We start from the raw sequence: 15,547 nt of genomic DNA on the forward strand, positions 1-15,547 counted from the left end.
GGAACAACCGCTGCGGATGCGCGGAATCGCGTGCGGCAGCGGCGACAGCCGATCCCCTTGGATCCCGGTATGCGACACGAACAGGCTCCCCTGCGGACAGCCCCGGTCGCCCGGCGGCCGACGGCCGGGCTCCGGAGGTCGTCCGGTAACGACCACGGCCGTCTCTTCCCCCGGGGCTTCCTTCCCTACTCTCCCTTCGTCAGGGAGGCGACGAAGCGGTCCAGGCGGGAGGTGACCTGCCGCAGGACGTCGATCGAGCCCAGGGGGTCGTCCGGCAGCTCCAGACCGTGGTCGGCGGCGGGTACTTCCAGGACCTCGTGTCCGGTCGATTCGGCGGTCCGGCGGTCCCACAGCTTGTCGGCGCCGCCGCCGACGAGGAGGGTCGGGGCTTCGGCGCGGGCGAGGGCGCGGGCGACCAGCTCGGAGGTCAGGACGGGGGTCAGCCAGGCTGCGGCGAGGCCGCGGTCGGCGGCGACGCCGCAGGCGAAGGAGGCCAGGGACTTGCCGACGAGCAGGCGGCAGGCGCCGCGCTCGGCGTCGACGGCCTCGGCGACCTGCCGCTCGACCCAGGCGGTCCGGTCCTCCGGCTCGAACGCCCGGAAATCGTCCGGGAGTTGCCACCACAGCTCCTGGACCGTCCAGCCGTGCCGGAGGAGCACCGAGCGGGCGAAGTGGAGGAGGGGCCTGGCGGGCGTGTACCCGACGCCCGGGACGACGAGCGCGACGCGGTCGGGGGCTCCGTCGAAGCGGGTGGGGACGGCGAGCGGGGAGGGATCCGGCATGGGCGCAGGGTACGTGGCCGACCGCTGTGACGTGATGTCAACCCTGACCATCGTCAGGGGCATTGCTTGACTTTCGGGTCGGGCGCCAAGGGGGTCTCGGCCTCTACCGTCCGGACCATGACGTACACGGACAGGGATTCGAGGCAGACCGGCGCCGCCAGGGCCACCGCCAGGCCCAGGGCCAAGCCCAGGGTGAGGCCCAGGCCCGTCCTCGCCGTGGCCCTGCTCTGCGCGGGGGCCGGGGTGGTGGCGTGGCTGGCGCCGGAGCGGGGTGGCGGGGCGGGGCCGGTGCGGGTGTCTGCCGGGTGGTCGGCCGGCGGCTACCAGCGGGTGGCGGAGGCCGTCGGCGAGGCCCCGCACGCGGTGGCCTCGCTGCTGGAGCCGGCCACCGAGGTCGGGCTGCTGGTGCTGGGTCTCCTGCTGGCGTTCTGCTGGTGGACGGCCCGGGCCCGGCGGGCCACCGGGGTGGTCGCGGGGGTGGCGCTGGTCGGGCTGGGCACGGTGCTGGCCTACGGGGCGAGCGAGGTACTGAAGGTGGTCCTCGACGAGGAGCGGCCTTGCCGGGCGCTCACCGGGCTGCCGGGCACGGCGGTCGCCGCGTGTCCGCCGCCGGGCGACTGGTCCTTCCCCAGCAACCACGCCACCCTGGCGGTCGCGCTGGCCACGGGGCTGGTGCTGCTGCGCCCGCACTGGGCGGTGCTGGTCATACCCGTCGGCGGCGCCACGGCAGCGCTGCGGGTGGCGGCCGGGGTGCACTACCCGCACGACGTGATCGCCGGTGCCGCGCTCGGCGGCACGGTCACGGCGGCGGCGGTCCTCGCCCTGCGGCTGGCGGCCACCACCGCCATGACGGCCCTGGCCGGGGTGCCGGTCCTTGGGCGGCTGCTGTCGGCACCGCCGATACCGTCGGCCCCGGGCGCGGGCGCAGGCGCGGGCTCCGGCACCGCCCCGGGCGCGGCGGCCTCAGTCCCGTGGACCGCCCGCGCAGGTCGCGCCGAGGGTCAGTCCGGCCTCGTGCGCGAGGACGGCGGCGGCCGCCCGGTTGGCCACGCCCAACCGGGCCAGGATGGAGCTCACATGGGCCTTCACGGTGCCTTCCACCACCCCCAGCCGACGGGCGATCTGACCGTTGGACAGCCCGGCGGCGATCAGCGTCAGCACGTCCCGTTCCCGGGTGGTCAGGGCGGCCACCTGCTCCCGGGCGCCGGCACGCCGGTCGGCGGGGCCGCCGGCCCCGGTGGCGGCCAGGTGGGCGACCACCCGGGCGGCCACTTTGGGTGAGAGGTAGGCCGCCCCTCCGGCCACCGCGTGCACCCCGGCGAGCAGTTCCTCGGGCTCGCCGGACTTGATCAGGAAGCCGTTCGCGCCGCCGCTGAGCGCGCGCAGGATGTAGTCGTCCTCACCGAAGGTGGTCAGCATGAGTACTCCGGTGGCCAGGCCGTTCCGGCGGATCTCGGCGGCGGCCGTGATGCCGTCCGTCCCGGGCATCCGGATGTCCAGTACGGCGACGTCCGGCCGGTGGCGCCGGACCAGTTCGACGGCCTCCCGGCCGTCCCCGGTCTCGGCGACGATCTCGATGCCCGGGTCGGTGGCGAGCACCGCGCGCAGTCCCGCGCGGATCATGGGCTCGTCGTCGGCGAGCAGCACCCGGATCGGTGCGGTGGTCATCGGCGGCTCCTGTCGGTCGCTCGGTACGGAGGTGGTGGGGAAAGGGAGTTGCGGCGGGAGCGCGGGAGGTGGAAGGCCGGAAGCCAGGGCTTCAGGAGACGAGCACGTCCCGCGAGACCAGCCGGGAGTCCTGGAAGCAGAGCCGGTAGGCATCGCCGGCCCGGTCCACGAACAGCTGGGCGGTGATGGCGTAGTACGCGCACGAGACCCCTTCCCCCGTCGGCGGCGCGGGCGTCGCCGGCCCGCTCGGCGGGCGGTACGGCAGCCGGTGGCCCGGCAGCAGACGCTCGACGGAGGCCTGGTTCTGCCCCACCTGGAGGGCGGCGTAGACCTCCGGGTCCAGCACCGACAGGCTGACCACGTAGAGCGTCCATACTCGCAGCGCCACGGTCAGCAGTACGGCCGTCACCAGCGGGACGAGCACCACGGCGGCCAGCGTACGGCCCACCCTGCGCCGCGCCCGTCGCAGCTCGCGCACTGGCGACGACGGGGCGGCGGGCGGCAGCGGGACGGGCCCGGCGGCGCGGCGCGGCAGAGTGGCCGTGACCTCGAACCCGCCGTCCGGGCGGGCCCCGTGGGCGAAGGTGCCGCCCGCGAGCCGGACCCGCTCGGCCAGCCCGACCAGGCCGCGGCCACCGGTGGGCGGCACGGCAGGCGTCGAGGCGGACCTTCCGGCGGGTGCGGCGGACGTGCCGACGAACGCTCCGGTGAACGTTCCGGTGGGCGTTGCGCCGCGCGGGGTTGACGCAGGTGCCGAGCCCGTCGCCCGGGCGACGGTGAGCGCGGGCGCAGGTGCGGGCATGGGCACGGGCGCAGATGCAGGCATGGGTGCAGGTCCGGGCACAGGCCCGGGGCCGTTGGCCACCCGAAGGCGGGCGCCGTCGGCCGAGTACGCCACCTCCACGGTGACGGCCGCTCGTGGTGCGTGCTTGGCGGCGTTGGTCAGCGCCTCCTGCACCACCCGGTACGCGGCGTGCTCGGTGGCGCGCGGGAGTCCGTCCGGCTCACCGGTGACCTCCGAGCGGACGTCCAGGCCGGCGGCGGCCGCCTCGGCGACCAGGTGCGGGATGTCCGAGTCGGCCGGTCCGTGGGCCGTGCGGGCGGCGCCACCGCTCTCGTCCCCGTCGCGCAGGATGCCGATCACCTCGCCGAGCCGGTCGACGGCGGCGGCCGCGCCCGCCCGGATCTCCTGGACGGCCTCCCGGTGGGGCGGGGCCAGATCGGGGGCGAGCTTGAGGGCCCCGGCGCGCAGGGCGATCAGGCTGAGGTCGTGGCCGAGGGCGTCGTGCATGTCCTGGGCGATCCGGGCCCGTTCGCGCAGTCGGGCCTGCTCGGCGACGAGTTTCTGCTCGCGCTCCAGCCGCTCGGCCCGCTCCCACCCGGCGCGCACGAGTTCCTGCGACTGCCGCCAGAACCGGCCCAGCAGCCAGGGGCCCATCCCGGTGCTCACGGCGAGCGCGACGAACCGCAGTCCCAGGACGATCCAGGAGGGCACCGCCCCGACCACCAGCACCCCGGCCGCGACCAGCACGGCGAACACCACCGCCGCCGGCCGCACCCGTTGCATCCGCAGCCCGGCCAGGAAGGAGAACCCGATCGCTGGCAGCGCCCACCAGAGGCTCGTGACACCGAGCCCGATACACACCGACGCCACCACGGGCAGCGCCGCCCCACTCATCCGCATGCCCACGACCCTACGAGGGCCGCCGCCGCACCGGATCTGTCGAAAGTCATGCCCGAGGCGCTCCGCCCGGCACCCCGAGCCCCATTCCCCGGCCCCGGCCCCGGCCCCGGCCCCGAAAAATAGTAGCCATGGACATAGTAGCTATGTACTGTATCCGCCGTGAGTTCAACAGCTGAGGGCGCCACCGCAGGATTCCTGGTCTGGCGCCTGTCGATGAAGTGGCGGGTGGCGGTCGACCGGGCGGTCGCACCGCTGGGTCTGACGCACGCCCAGTACGCGGTGCTGGCCTCCCTGTACGGCATGTCGCGCTCCGGGCTGCGCCCCAGCCAGCGCCGCCTCGCCGACCACACGGGCCTCGAAGCGCTCTACGTCTCCAAGCTCGCCCGCGCCCTGGAGGCCGCCGAGCTGGTGGCCCGCACCCGGGACCCGGACGACCCGCGCGCCATGCAGCTGTCGCTCACCGAGCAGGGCGGCGACGTCACCCGCCGCGCGATCACGCTGGTCCAGGGCCTCCTGGACCAGCTGCTGACGCCACTCGGCGGCCAGGACAGCCCCCGCGCCCGGGAGTTCACCCGCGAACTGGCCGCCCTGCTCGACGCACCTCTGGATCCGCCGCACGCCGAGACCGACGAGAACGCCGAGGAGCCGTCATGACCACCGCCGCCGCGCCCGACACCGCCACCAACACCGCCGCCACGGCCAACGCCGCACCGGCGACGGCCCCCGCCGCCCCCACCGCCCCCACCGCCGTCAACGGCCGGGTCATCGCCCTGGCCCACTACGCGGCGCGCGCCCTCCTGGAGGGCGTGCTGGACCGCCACGGAGCGACCTTCCACCAGAGCGTGACGCTCCGGGTCGTCGCGGTCGCGGGCGGCTCCATCGCCCGGGACGCGCTCGTCCGCGACGTCACCGGTTCACTGAAGGCCGAGGAGTCGGTCGTCCACGGCGTGATCGGGGAACTGACCTCCGCCGGGCTGCTGTCGCAGGACCCGGCGGAGGCGTCCCGGCTGCACCTCACGGCGGCCGGCCGCGAACTCTACGAGCGCACCACCGCCGAGGCCGCCGAGATCACCGCCCGCATGTACGCCGGCATCCCGGCCGAGGACCTCGCCGTCGCGGGCCGCGTCCTGGCGCTGGTCACGGAGCGCGCGAACGCCGAACAGGCCCGCCCCTGACGCCCCGTACGGTCGCCGGAACAGTCGGCCGTCGCGACGGTCTGCCGTCCCGACCACCCGACTGTGCCGGCTGTTCCGACTGTTCCGACGACTCGGGTGCGACCGCCCTACGCCCGTGAGATAAAGGTTGGACGCATTCGAACGGGGGGAAGGTGACGGCATGGTCTTCGTCACGGTGTTCCTGGTCGCGCTCGTCGGCGCCATCGTCGGTGCCACGGCCTTCCTGGTACTCCGGGAACGCGCGCGGCGGCACCAGTCCGACAACGCCGAGGGAATGCTGATCGAACAGCACCGGACGGCTCACGCCACGCGCATGCGGGCGACGTACTCCAGCGTGTCCGTCCACCACGGGAACGGCGTGATCGGCGACGAGGGGAACCACCACCGCTCCTGACCGCTCACGGCCCGGCTATCACCTCAGCGGCACAGGGCGGCGTCGACGACGCCTTCGAGGTGCCGGGTGACGGCGTAGTCGGCCGGGATGGTGGTCATCGCGATGTTCACGGCACGGCCGTCGTCGGTGGCGCCGCCCCGGGTCTCGTAGCCCGGGATGTCGCCGCCGTGCCCCCAGTAGACCCCGCCGCAGGTGAGCGTCCGGCTGAAGATGCCCAGTCCGGCGGCCATGCCGTCCCCGACCGGGACGGTGGTGCGCATCTGGGCGAGTTGGGCCGCGGGCAGCAGGCGGTCCGGGACCAGCAGTTCGGTGAAGAAGCGGTTGAGGTCCGAGTTGGTGGAGATCATCTGCCCGGCCGCCCAGGCCGCCGACGGGTCCAGCTCCGTGAAGTCGGCCAGCGGCGCGTCGGCGGAATCCCTGCGGTAGCCCTTGGGGTGGGCCTCCCGGATCGTCCGGTCGCCCACGGCCGGGAAGTAGGTGTGCCGCAGCCCGATGCGCCGGATGATCCGTCGGTCGATCTCCTCGGCGATCGGCCGGCCGGTCACCCGCTGAACGATCAGGCCGGCCAGCACGTAGTTGGTGCTGCTGTAGCCGAACTTCTCCCCGGGCGCGAAGGCGGGCTTCTGCCCGAGGGCCATGTCCAGCAGCTCCCGGGGCTCGAAGTACCGGGTCCGCAGGGCGGTTTCCTCCAGCAGCCCCTCGTAGTCGGGCAGTCCGCTGGTGTGCTGGAGCAGCTGCCGGACGGTGATGCCGTGCCCGTCGATGCCCTCGCCGCGGACCAGGCCGGGGAGGTAGGTGTCGACGGAGGCGTCGAGGTCGACCTTCCCCTCCCCCACCAGCTGGAGCACGACGACGGCGGTGAAGGTCTTGGTGTTGCTGCCGATCCGCACCTGCCCGTCGACGGGGACCTTGGCGCCGGTGGCCAGGTCCCCCACCCCCGCGGTGTAGTCGCGGGTCCGGCCGCGCCCGTCCCGGACGGTCGCGAGCGCGGCGGGTATCCCGTCCGTCCGCACCAGCGCGTTCAGTCCCTGCTGCACGGCGTCCGAGGAGGCCGGGGCCGACGTGGCCGGCGCGGCCGCCGGTGCCGCCATGGCGGACGGTGCCGACGCCCCGACGGCCGCGACGGCCCCGGCGGTCGAGAGCGTGAGGGCGAGTGCCATGTGGCGGATGCGCGAACGACGCACGGGTCAACTCCTGTGGAATCGTGGGGGGTAGGAAACCCCCGGTCACGATCGCCAGTCTGTCCGCGCGACGGCCGGCCGACCTCCCCCGATCGAGGGAGCACCTTTCCCTCCCGACTCCCCTCCGACATCAGAGCCGGGTCCGACTCCCCTCCGACATCAGGGCCGAGCGGGCCCGCGCAGCGGCAGCGTCCGGCTGTAGACGACGCTCGTGGTGGTGCTGCCGAAGCCGGCCAGCTCGTCCACCAGAGTCTCCAGGTGCTCCATGGAGGTCGCCGCCACCTTGAGGGTGTAGCAGTCGTCGCCGGTGGTCCGCAGGCACTCCAGGACCTCCCGCCGCTCGGCGAGCAGTCGCCGCAGCGGCTCGTGCCGGTTGCCCGGGTACTTCAGCCGGACGACGGCGAGCACCGGGTAGCCGACCTTCGCCAGGTCCACCGTCGCGTGGTAGCCGGTGATGACGCCCAGCGACTCCAGGTTCCGCACCCGTTCCGTGGTCGCCGACGGGCTGAGGGACACCCGCCGCCCCAGCTCGCTGAGCGAGATGCGGGCCTCCTGTTGCAGCTGCTCGATGATCGCCCAGTCGGTGTCGTCAAGATTCACGGCCATGGCGCGAATCTACCGGGAAATCCCCGGCGATCCGCAGGTGACAGAGGGAGGATGCCGTTCCGTCCGCCATGATCACGGGGATAGCCTCGATCCATGCAACTTGGCGTCAACGTACCGAACTTCGGCCCCGGGACCGACCCCGGCGTGCTGCGCGAGTGGGCCCGGACCGCGGAGGGCCTCGGCTTCGACCTCCTCATGGTGTCGGACCACGTCGTGGTGACCCCGGACGTGGCCGAGCGGTACCCGGAGCCGTTCTACGAGCCGTTCACCACGCTGTCCTGGCTCGCCGGGACCGCCCCCGGCCTGCGGCTGGGCACGACCGTCCTCGTCCTGCCCTACCGGCACCCGCTGCTGGTGGCGCGGACGGCGAGCACCCTCGACCGGCTCAGCGGCGGCCGGTTCGTCCTGGGCGTGGGGATCGGCTGGGCGCGCCGGGAGTTCGAGGCCCTCGGCGTGCCGTTCGGCGCCCGCGGCAGACTGACCGACGAGTACCTGGCCACGCTGCGGGACACCTGGGCGGGCGATTCGGGCCACCGGCCGGTACCGGTGTGGGTCGGCGGCCACAGCGAGGCGGCGCTGCGCCGGGCGGTCCGGTTCGGCGACGCCTGGCACCCGCTGCGGCTCCCCGTCGCCCGGATGCGGTCGGTCCTGGCCGAGCACCCGCTGCCGGGGTTCGCCCCCCGCATCGCCCTGCGGCTGACCACCGCGCCGGTCGACGACCCCGAACGGCCCGCCGGCGTCGGCACCCTCGACCAGGTCCTCGACGACCTGCGCCAGTTGCGCGACCTCGGGGCCGAGACCGTCGTGTTCGACCCCTACCACGGCGATCCGGAGGACACCCGCCGACCGCGGCAGGCCTGGCGGACCCTCACCACCGTCGCCACCCACTGGAGGACCGCGTGATCACCGAAGCCGACGAGGCCCTGCTGCGCCGCGCCATCGCCCTCGCCGCCAACGCGGTCGCCCTCGGCGACGCCCCGTACGGCTCGCTGCTGGCCGGCCCGGGCGGCGAGGTCCTCGCCGAGGCCCACAACACCGTCCGGCGCGACGACGACATCACGGCCCACCCCGAACTGAAGCTCGCCCGCTGGGCCGCCCGCGAACTCGCCCCGGGCGCCGCCGCGCGCACCACGATGTACACCAGCTGCCAGCCCTGCGGCATGTGCGAAGGGGGCATCCTCCGCTCCGGCATCGGCCGGGTCGTGTACGCGCTCGCCACCGAGCAACTCGTCGAGCTCAACCCCGACTCGGGCGCCTGGCCGGCGGTGCCGACGGACGGCCCCGCCCTGCCCGAGGAGGCCCGGGCCCCGATCGCGGCCTACTACCGGCGCACCTGACCACCGGCCCCCGCGCTGAATCCGCTCCCGTCCGCCCGCACTCCGGCGAGGAATGTCAGTGGCACCGGGGACACTCGGTGGCCCGCGCCGTCGAGCAGGAGAGCCCGCACATGCCGATCCACATCGCCGGCCGTCGCCGTACGGCGGCCGCACTGACCGCCGCGTTCCCCGGCGCGGAGATCGTCGACGTCACCTCCAGGGCGCCGGACCCGTGGGTGCGGCTGAGCCCGTTCTACCCGCACGGCGGCATCCCGGTCCCCTACGGCGACGGCGCGACCAGCCAGTCCGTGGAGGGGATCTGGCAGGCCCTCAAGGTCTTCCGGGACGCCGATGTCGACCCCGCCAAGCTGCACGTCACCTCGATGAAGGGCCTCAAGCGAACGGTGCGCCGCTTCGGCCCCGTCCAGGGCCACCGGACCGGCCTGCACGGCGACCGGCTCCTGTCGTACGAGACGGCCCGCCGCCGGATCTACCTGCCGGCCTACCGATGGGTCCTCGAACACCGCGCCGCCGACCTGGTCGAGCGGCTCCGGGAGAAGGACGAGGTCGTGCTCCTAGACTACACCACCAACGGCGACGTCGCCGACCCCACCAGCCCGCTCTCCCACGCCGCGCTCGTGCGGCTGTACGCGGAGGGCCGCTGGCCCGCCGAGGACGGCACGGACCCGCACGCCGAGTAACCCCGGGGTGGGCGATGGAGCACCGAAGCCGTGCCGCCGGAGGGTGGGCTGATGATCATTCACTGAGTAGGGTGAATCACCGGACCGTGGGCAGCCGTTCGCACGCCGCCCTCGCGCGTCCGCAGGTGACCGCCGGCGCCTGCCACGCACGATGCAGTCCCCGCAGCCGGCCCAGTGCGCCGCAGGGGAACGGAAAGTGAGCAGTAGACAGATGCAACCCACCTTCGTCCTGGTCCACGGGGCTTTCGCGAACTCCTTCTCCTTCGCGCCGCTCCAGGCCGAACTCGGCCTCCTCGGACACCGCTCCGTCGCCGTCGACCTCCCGGGGCACGGCTTCGCCGCGACGTACCCCCGGGCCTACCAGGCGCCGCAGGACCTCGAAGGGCTCTCCACCGCGCCCGGGGCCATCAAGGGCGTCACGCTCGCCGACAACGTCGCGCACCTCATCGGGATACTGGAGCGGGCCAAGCGGAACGGGCCCGTCGTCCTCGTCTCCCACAGCCGCGGCGGCCTGACGGCCACCGCCGCGGCCAACCAGCGGCCCGACCTGGTCGACCGCATCGTCTACGTCTCCGCCTGGTGCCCCGTCGACCTCGACGTCAACGCCTACTACGCCGAGCCCGAGATGGCCACGGCCGACGCCGCGGGGCTGATGGCGGCGCTGGTCGGGAACCCGGCCGAACTCGGTCTGCTGCGCATCAACTTCCGCACCGCCGACCCCGGCGTCCTCGCCTCCTTCAAGGCGTCCTTCCTCGCCGACGGCACGGACGACGAGTTCATGCTCTTCCTCAATACCTTCCAGCCCGACGAGAACCTCGACACCGGCACCCCCGACGACCGGGCCCGGCCCGACACCTGGGGACGGATCCCCAAGTCGTACGTCCGGCTGGCCGAGGACGCCGGCATTCCGCTCGCCATGCAGGACCGCATGATCCGCGAGGGCGACGCGCTGACCCCGGAGAACCCCTTCGACGTCCACACGCTCCCCGGCAGCCACCTGAAGTGGCTGGTCGACCCGGCGCCGGCGGCCCGGCTCCTGGGGGACATCGCCGCGCTGCTGCCCGCCGCGTCCTGACCGGAGTCGGAGGCCGTCCGCCGCGTCGATCCCGGCGTGGGCGGACGGCCTCGCGGCCCCGACCCGCTCCGGCCCCACCCCGAGGAGGACGATGAACCCCGACGGCCCGCGGAACATCCTGGAGGTCGGCTCCCCCACCGCCGCCGCCCACCCGCCGTACGACGGGGTCCGCGCCACCGACCCGGTCCGCCTGGTCCCCTACAGCTGGGTGCGGCAGACCAGGCCCGGCGGCACCGTCTCGGCCGTCCTCGGCACCTGGCAGGAGGGCGCCGGCCGGGTCGAGCTGACCGTGCTCCCCGACGGCACCGCCGAGGGCCGGGTCACCGGCCGGGCCGCCGTCCCGCGCCCGTCCCGCCCGCCGTTCCTGCCCGGCTGGTCCGGCGCCGACGACACCGGGCGTCCGACCGACACCTCCCCCACCCTCCTCAACGACCCGACGCCCGCCTTCCTGGTCCAACTCGCCTTCCCCGAGGCGTGGTTCTGGGTCACGACGGGCGAGGACCTGGAGTCGGTCTACTGCCTCTCCGTCCCCGGCGCCTCCGCCCAGATCCAGGACGACACCTACGGCTGGACGGTCCACCAGGGCGGCCGACCCGCCCTCTGGGACGAGATCGAGCAGCTCCTCGCCGCCTGGCAGGAGGCCGGGCGCCCCGACCTCACCGCCGTCCGGCTCCGCGTCACGGCGGACACCCAGACGGCGTGGGTACCCGGACACCCCGCCCTGCGGTGGGAAAAGCGGTTGGTCTGACCGCGCCACCGGGCTGACAATCGCCGGATGACCGACGACCAGAGTGAGTTCCACCGGCGCCGCGCTGCCCGCATGACCTGCGAGCGCTTCCTCTCCACCGACCGCGTCCTCAGCATCCGCGAACGCCTCGCCCAACTCTCCGCCCTGGACGATCTGGACGTCCTGCCCGACTTCTACGGCAGCGGCGGGCCGGTGCGGCAGCTGGAGGAGCGGACCGCCGCACTGCTCGGACAAGAGGACGCGGTCTTCTTCCCCACCGGGACGATGGCCCAGCAGGTCGCCCTCCGCCACCACGCCGAACGCACCGGCAACCCGGCCGTGGCGCTGCACCCGCTCAGCCACATCGAGCGGCACGAGCGGCACGCCTACACCCAGCTCACCGGCCTGCGCGGCCTCTGGCCCACCGCCGAACAGCGCCAGCCGACCCCCGGGGAACTCCACGCGGTCGGCGAGCCCTTCGGCACCCTCGTCGTCGAACTCCCGCTGCGCGACCCCGGCTACCTCCTCCCCACCTGGGACGAGCTGACCGCCCTCGTCGCCGCAGCCCGCGAGACCGGCGCCCGGGTGCACTTCGACGGCGCCCGGCTCTGGAACACCACGGTCCACTTCGACAAGGGGCTCGACGAGATCGCCGCCCTCGCCGACAGCGTCTACGTGTCCTACTACAAGGACCTCGGCGGCATCAGCGGCGCCGCCCTCGCCGGCGACAAGGCCCTCACCGCCTACGCCCGCACCTGGCGCCACCGCTACGGCGGCCAGCTCTCCCAGCAGTGGCCGGCCGCCCTCGCCGCCCTCCACGGCCTGGACACCGCCCTGCCCCGCATCCCCGCCCACATCCACCACGCCGCCACCGCCCTCACCCCGGCCCTGGCCGCCCTCCCCGGCGCCCGCCTGTACCCCGAGGTGCCGCCCACCCACGAGTACCAACTCTGGCTCCCCCACCCGGCCGAGGCCCTCAACGCCGCCCACCTGGCACTGGCGGAGGAGGAGGGCATCTGGTTCGTCTCCCACTGGGAGGACGCCGCCCCCGGCCTCGCCATGGCCGAAGTCAGCCTCGGCGAACCGGCCCTGGGATGGACGGCGGACGAGGTGACGGAGGTCGGCCTGCGCTTCCTGGACATGGCCGCCAAGGCCTGACCGGGGAAGTCTCGCCGGGTCACCACCCCGAGGGTGATTCACCGCGAAACGGTTCGCGGCACCCACCCCTTCATGTCAGACTGACGATATGAGCGAGATGCACGTGGGGGACCTGTCCACCGTCCGCAGCCGCGAGGAGTTGGCCGTGGCGATGGCCGACGGGGTGCGGCCGAAGTGGGTGATGTTCTGGGGGCACACCGAGCGCAAGGGCGGCGGGACCCGGCAGGAGTGCCTGAGCCAGTGGTGGCCCGGCGAGTTCACCGTCGACGGGGTCGCGTACGCCTCCGCCGAGCACTGGATGATGGCCGGCAAGGCCCGGATGTTCGGTGACGAGGAGATCGTGCGGCAGGTGCTGGCGGCCCGCACGCCCGCCGAGGCGAAGAAGCTGGGGCGGCTGGTCAAGGACTTCGACGAGAAGGCCTGGGTGGACGGCCGGTTCGAGCTGGTGGTGGCGGGCAACGTCGCGAAGTTCGGGCAGGACGAGGCGCTGCGCAGCTACCTGCTGGGCACGGGTGACCGGGTGCTGGTCGAGGCCAGCCCGGTGGACCGGATCTGGGGCATCGGGCTCGCCGCCGACGACATCCGGGCCCAACAGCCCGCCGAGTGGCGCGGGTTGAACCTGCTCGGCTTCGCCCTGATGGAGGCGCGGGCGCGACTGGCCGCATGAGCGGGATCGCTCCGCTGCTGGACGGGACGGTCGCGGCCTCGGCCGCCGCCGCCCTGTTCCTGGCGCCGAGGGTGCTGCGGCGGGAGGCCGGGCCCGCGCGGCGCGGGCGCTCGTACGGGCCGGAGCCGGTGCTGGCGGCCGTCGTCGCGCTGATCTACCTCAACCAGGTGCTCGTCGCGGTCTACGTGAACCGCGTCCACCACGGCGACGTCTCCTTCATCACCCGCTACCTCCAGCCCGGCTGGTTCGACGTGCCCCGCCTCGACGCCCTCGCCGCCCGCTTCCCCGCCCCGGAGCTCCTCGCCCCGTCCGTCCTGCGGGTCCAGGCGTTCCTCGAACTGCCGCTGGCACTGCTGGCGTTCGTCGCCGTCGTCCGCCGGCTGGACCGCGCGCTGTACGTCCGGCTGGCCCGCTCGCCGCTGGTCCCACTGGCCGCCGCCTCGTACACGGTGGCGTTCTGCGCGGTGGAGTGGGACCTGCGGAACCCGTACACCGTGGACGACCTCGTCCTGCGTACGCTCGCGGCCTGCCTCACCCCTCCCCTGATCGCCTGGCTGGCCCGACGCGAAACCGGAGCCGACCCCGGAGCCGGAGCCGAGCCCGGCTCCGAGGCCAAGCCCGTACCCGAACCCGAACCCGCCCGCGGCCTGTTCCGCTTCGCCCTCGACCTGTGGGCGTACGGCCAGCTGATGCTGGTGCTGTACGACACCGCGCTGCTCTACAACCTCGCCCGGCTCGGCGACCATCTCCCCTCCGCCGCGGCCGCGTTGGCGGTGCTCGTCGCCACCCGCACCGTCCCGCCCCGAGGCCCGCACCCGCGCCCGCAACCCGGCCCGTACACCGCCACCCTCGCGGGGACGATCGGTCGGGCGCTCGCGCTGTTCCTCGTCCCCGCCCTGTCGATCCGCTACGCGGAGTCCTTCGGCACGCCCGAACTCGCCGCCCTGGCAGGGCTCCTGGTGATCGGCGTGGCGGCCCGCCGGGACGCGCCGCGGCTCCTGCTGCCCGCCCTGGCGGGCGCGGTGGTCGGATACGCCGTCGCGGCCCTCGCGCCCGGCCCGTACTACGAGGCGACCCTCCTGCGGAGCGCGACCGGCGCACTTCTCGCAACGACCGCCCTCTGCGCGCTCCTTGACACCACTCGGGCACGACTGGTCGTGCGCTCGTAACTCCCCAGCCACATACTGTCGCCAAGATGTCACGCAGTCAGGGTCCGGATGGACAGGTTGGGGCGATCATGCGCATGCGGCCGACGGAACAACCCGCGGGCGGGCAGCCGGAGGGCGAGCTGCAGGCCGCCGAACTCCGCGCGGAGCTGGACGAATTACTCCGCGCGAGCCGCTACGCGAGCCAACGCGAACGGCGCCTGAACGAGGCGATCCGGGCCACCCCGGGCCGTCAGCGGCCGGACGGGGAGCTGCTGCGCCAGCTCGCCCAGGCCCGGACCCTGCGCGAGGGCCTGGGCGCCCGCTGCCTCCAACTCAGCGACCAGCTGGAGGCGTTGGAGAGCCGGATCCGCCACCGGCACCAGCCGCCACCGCCACAGCAGCAGCAGCACCAGCACCCCCAGCAGCAACAGCAACAGCCGGCCCCGCAGGCCCCGCAACCGCCGCGACAGCACCACCAGCCACCCCGGCACCAGGCCCCGCCGCCGCCCGTCCGCCCCGACCTCGGCGCCCTCACCGAGCGGATCACCGCCCTCCACCGGGCCGGCTCCCTCGCCGAGGCCACCGAGGTGATCGACACGGCCGCCGCCCGCCTCACCTCCGCCGACGCCGCGCTGCTGGTCGGCATGCTGGCCCGGTACGGCCCGACCGGCGGCTCGCTCCACCTCGCCCGCAGCATCGCCCGGACCGCGCCCGACCACTCCGTCGCCGTGCTCGCCGAGCTGCGCGAACTGGGCCTGGCCGAGGAGGCGGCCGAGGTGTTCCACGCCTTCTGGGGCTACCCGGCCGCCTCCGTGCCCGGCCTGCTCTCCGCACTGGACCAGGCCGGACTGGCCGCCGACAGCGCGACCCTGCTCTGGGAGTGGGGGTCGGCGCCGATGCCCGAGCTGACCTCCCTGGCCGCCTGCCTCCAGCAGCACGGCCGCGCCGACGACGTCCGGACGCTGCTGCGCCAGGCCGCCGGCCGCTCCACCGCCGACCTCGCCGCCCTCGCGACCGGACTGCCGCCCGCACTCGCCACCCTCCTGCTGGGCGAACTGGCCGTCCTGCGCCCGCCCGCCGAGGTGGTCGGGCTGGCCACCGCCCTGGACGGCGCGGGCAACTCCGAGCTGTACGCGCAGCTGCTGGCCGCGCTGCTCGCCGACGAGGCCCGCCACCGCACCACCCTCGCCGCCCTGCGCACCGCCGGCCTGCCGACCCGCCCGCCCGCGGCCCCGCGCTCCCGCTGGGGACGCCGGTAGCGGCCG

18 protein-coding genes and 1 pseudogene are annotated in these 15,547 nt (G+C 74.4%); 13 read left to right on the plus strand and 6 right to left on the minus strand.

Annotated elements, in window-relative coordinates; genetic code table 11:
* Positions 1-185: 185 nt before the first annotated feature.
* Positions 186-782 carry an alpha/beta hydrolase gene (locus ACFY4B_RS02125; RefSeq protein ID WP_387966241.1) on the minus strand — a complete coding sequence of 199 codons (597 nt, stop codon included), beginning with the start codon at positions 780-782 and terminating at the stop codon, positions 186-188.
* Between the two features lie 320 nt (positions 783-1,102).
* Entirely contained in the window at positions 1,103-1,282 is a 180-nt protein-coding gene (locus tag ACFY4B_RS02130) for a hypothetical protein (RefSeq protein ID WP_387966303.1), read from the minus strand.
* 34 nt (positions 1,283-1,316) lie between these two features.
* Between ACFY4B_RS02130 and ACFY4B_RS02135 the strand changes: the two are divergent.
* A pseudogene (locus tag ACFY4B_RS02135) lies at positions 1,317-1,541 on the plus strand (phosphatase PAP2 family protein); the annotation flags it as partial.
* Positions 1,542-1,745: 204 nt separating this feature from the next.
* Here the strand turns inward: ACFY4B_RS02135 and ACFY4B_RS02140 are convergent.
* Positions 1,746-2,450, minus strand: coding sequence for a response regulator transcription factor (locus tag ACFY4B_RS02140; RefSeq protein ID WP_074000739.1), 705 nt, complete (start codon positions 2,448-2,450; stop codon positions 1,746-1,748).
* A 91-nt stretch (positions 2,451-2,541) separates the two neighbouring features.
* Positions 2,542-4,134: a sensor histidine kinase gene (locus tag ACFY4B_RS02145; RefSeq protein WP_387966242.1), complete on the minus strand. Its 1,593-nt coding sequence runs from the start codon at positions 4,132-4,134 to the stop codon at positions 2,542-2,544.
* A gap of 159 nt (positions 4,135-4,293) precedes the next feature.
* Between ACFY4B_RS02145 and ACFY4B_RS02150 the strand changes: the two genes are divergently transcribed.
* The 3 genes from ACFY4B_RS02150 (at position 4,294) to ACFY4B_RS02160 (ending at position 5,703) form a co-directional block, all read left to right on the plus strand.
* Positions 4,294-4,788, plus strand: coding sequence for a MarR family winged helix-turn-helix transcriptional regulator (locus ACFY4B_RS02150; RefSeq protein ID WP_387966243.1), 495 nt, complete (start codon positions 4,294-4,296; stop codon positions 4,786-4,788).
* On the plus strand, positions 4,785-5,309 hold the full coding sequence (locus ACFY4B_RS02155) for a MarR family winged helix-turn-helix transcriptional regulator (protein ID WP_387966244.1): 525 nt from the start codon (positions 4,785-4,787) through the stop codon (positions 5,307-5,309). Before ACFY4B_RS02150 ends, ACFY4B_RS02155 begins: the two co-directional genes overlap by 4 nt.
* 160 nt (positions 5,310-5,469) lie before the next feature.
* Positions 5,470-5,703, plus strand: a complete 234-nt coding sequence (locus tag ACFY4B_RS02160; protein WP_049656043.1) for a hypothetical protein — start codon at positions 5,470-5,472, stop codon at positions 5,701-5,703.
* Between the two features lie 23 nt (positions 5,704-5,726).
* Here the strand turns inward: ACFY4B_RS02160 and ACFY4B_RS02165 are convergent, their stop codons facing one another.
* Positions 5,727-6,863 (minus strand): serine hydrolase domain-containing protein, encoded by a 1,137-nt coding sequence (locus ACFY4B_RS02165; protein ID WP_387966301.1) that lies wholly within the window; start codon positions 6,861-6,863, stop codon positions 5,727-5,729.
* A gap of 180 nt (positions 6,864-7,043) precedes the next feature.
* Complete coding sequence (locus ACFY4B_RS02170) at positions 7,044-7,490, minus strand: Lrp/AsnC family transcriptional regulator (protein ID WP_074000737.1); 447 nt, start codon at positions 7,488-7,490, stop codon at positions 7,044-7,046.
* A gap of 93 nt (positions 7,491-7,583) precedes the next feature.
* Between ACFY4B_RS02170 and ACFY4B_RS02175 the strand changes: the two genes are divergently transcribed.
* The 9 genes from ACFY4B_RS02175 (at position 7,584) to ACFY4B_RS02215 (ending at position 15,541) form a co-directional block, all read left to right on the plus strand.
* Positions 7,584-8,393 carry an LLM class flavin-dependent oxidoreductase gene (locus tag ACFY4B_RS02175; protein ID WP_387966245.1) on the plus strand — a complete coding sequence of 270 codons (810 nt, stop codon included), beginning with the start codon at positions 7,584-7,586 and terminating at the stop codon, positions 8,391-8,393.
* A complete protein-coding gene (locus ACFY4B_RS02180) occupies positions 8,390-8,827 on the plus strand; it encodes a nucleoside deaminase (RefSeq protein WP_387966246.1) in 438 nt (145 codons plus the stop codon). Before ACFY4B_RS02175 ends, ACFY4B_RS02180 begins: the two co-directional genes overlap by 4 nt.
* 110 nt (positions 8,828-8,937) lie before the next feature.
* The gene (locus ACFY4B_RS02185; protein ID WP_387966247.1) at positions 8,938-9,507 is read left to right on the plus strand and encodes a DUF6939 family protein; all 570 of its coding nucleotides are present in this window, start codon (positions 8,938-8,940) and stop codon (positions 9,505-9,507) included.
* A 211-nt stretch (positions 9,508-9,718) separates the two neighbouring features.
* A complete protein-coding gene (locus ACFY4B_RS02190) occupies positions 9,719-10,582 on the plus strand; it encodes an alpha/beta fold hydrolase (RefSeq protein WP_387966248.1) in 864 nt (287 codons plus the stop codon).
* Positions 10,583-10,673: 91 nt separating this feature from the next.
* On the plus strand, positions 10,674-11,330 hold the full coding sequence (locus ACFY4B_RS02195) for a hypothetical protein (protein ID WP_387966249.1): 657 nt from the start codon (positions 10,674-10,676) through the stop codon (positions 11,328-11,330).
* Between the two features lie 27 nt (positions 11,331-11,357).
* Positions 11,358-12,467 (plus strand): threonine aldolase family protein, encoded by a 1,110-nt coding sequence (locus ACFY4B_RS02200; protein WP_387966250.1) that lies wholly within the window; start codon positions 11,358-11,360, stop codon positions 12,465-12,467.
* Between the two features lie 88 nt (positions 12,468-12,555).
* Positions 12,556-13,134, plus strand: coding sequence for an NADAR family protein (locus ACFY4B_RS02205; protein ID WP_079271723.1), 579 nt, complete (start codon positions 12,556-12,558; stop codon positions 13,132-13,134).
* Complete coding sequence (locus ACFY4B_RS02210; protein ID WP_387966251.1) at positions 13,131-14,303, plus strand: hypothetical protein; 1,173 nt, start codon at positions 13,131-13,133, stop codon at positions 14,301-14,303. Before ACFY4B_RS02205 ends, ACFY4B_RS02210 begins: the two co-directional genes overlap by 4 nt.
* A gap of 68 nt (positions 14,304-14,371) precedes the next feature.
* Positions 14,372-15,541: a hypothetical protein gene (locus tag ACFY4B_RS02215; RefSeq protein ID WP_387966252.1), complete on the plus strand. Its 1,170-nt coding sequence runs from the start codon at positions 14,372-14,374 to the stop codon at positions 15,539-15,541.
* Positions 15,542-15,547 lie beyond the last annotated feature (6 nt).

The sequence above is a fragment of the Kitasatospora sp. NPDC001261 genome (genome assembly GCF_042896795.1).
Classification (GTDB): Bacteria; Actinomycetota; Actinomycetes; order Streptomycetales; family Streptomycetaceae; genus Kitasatospora.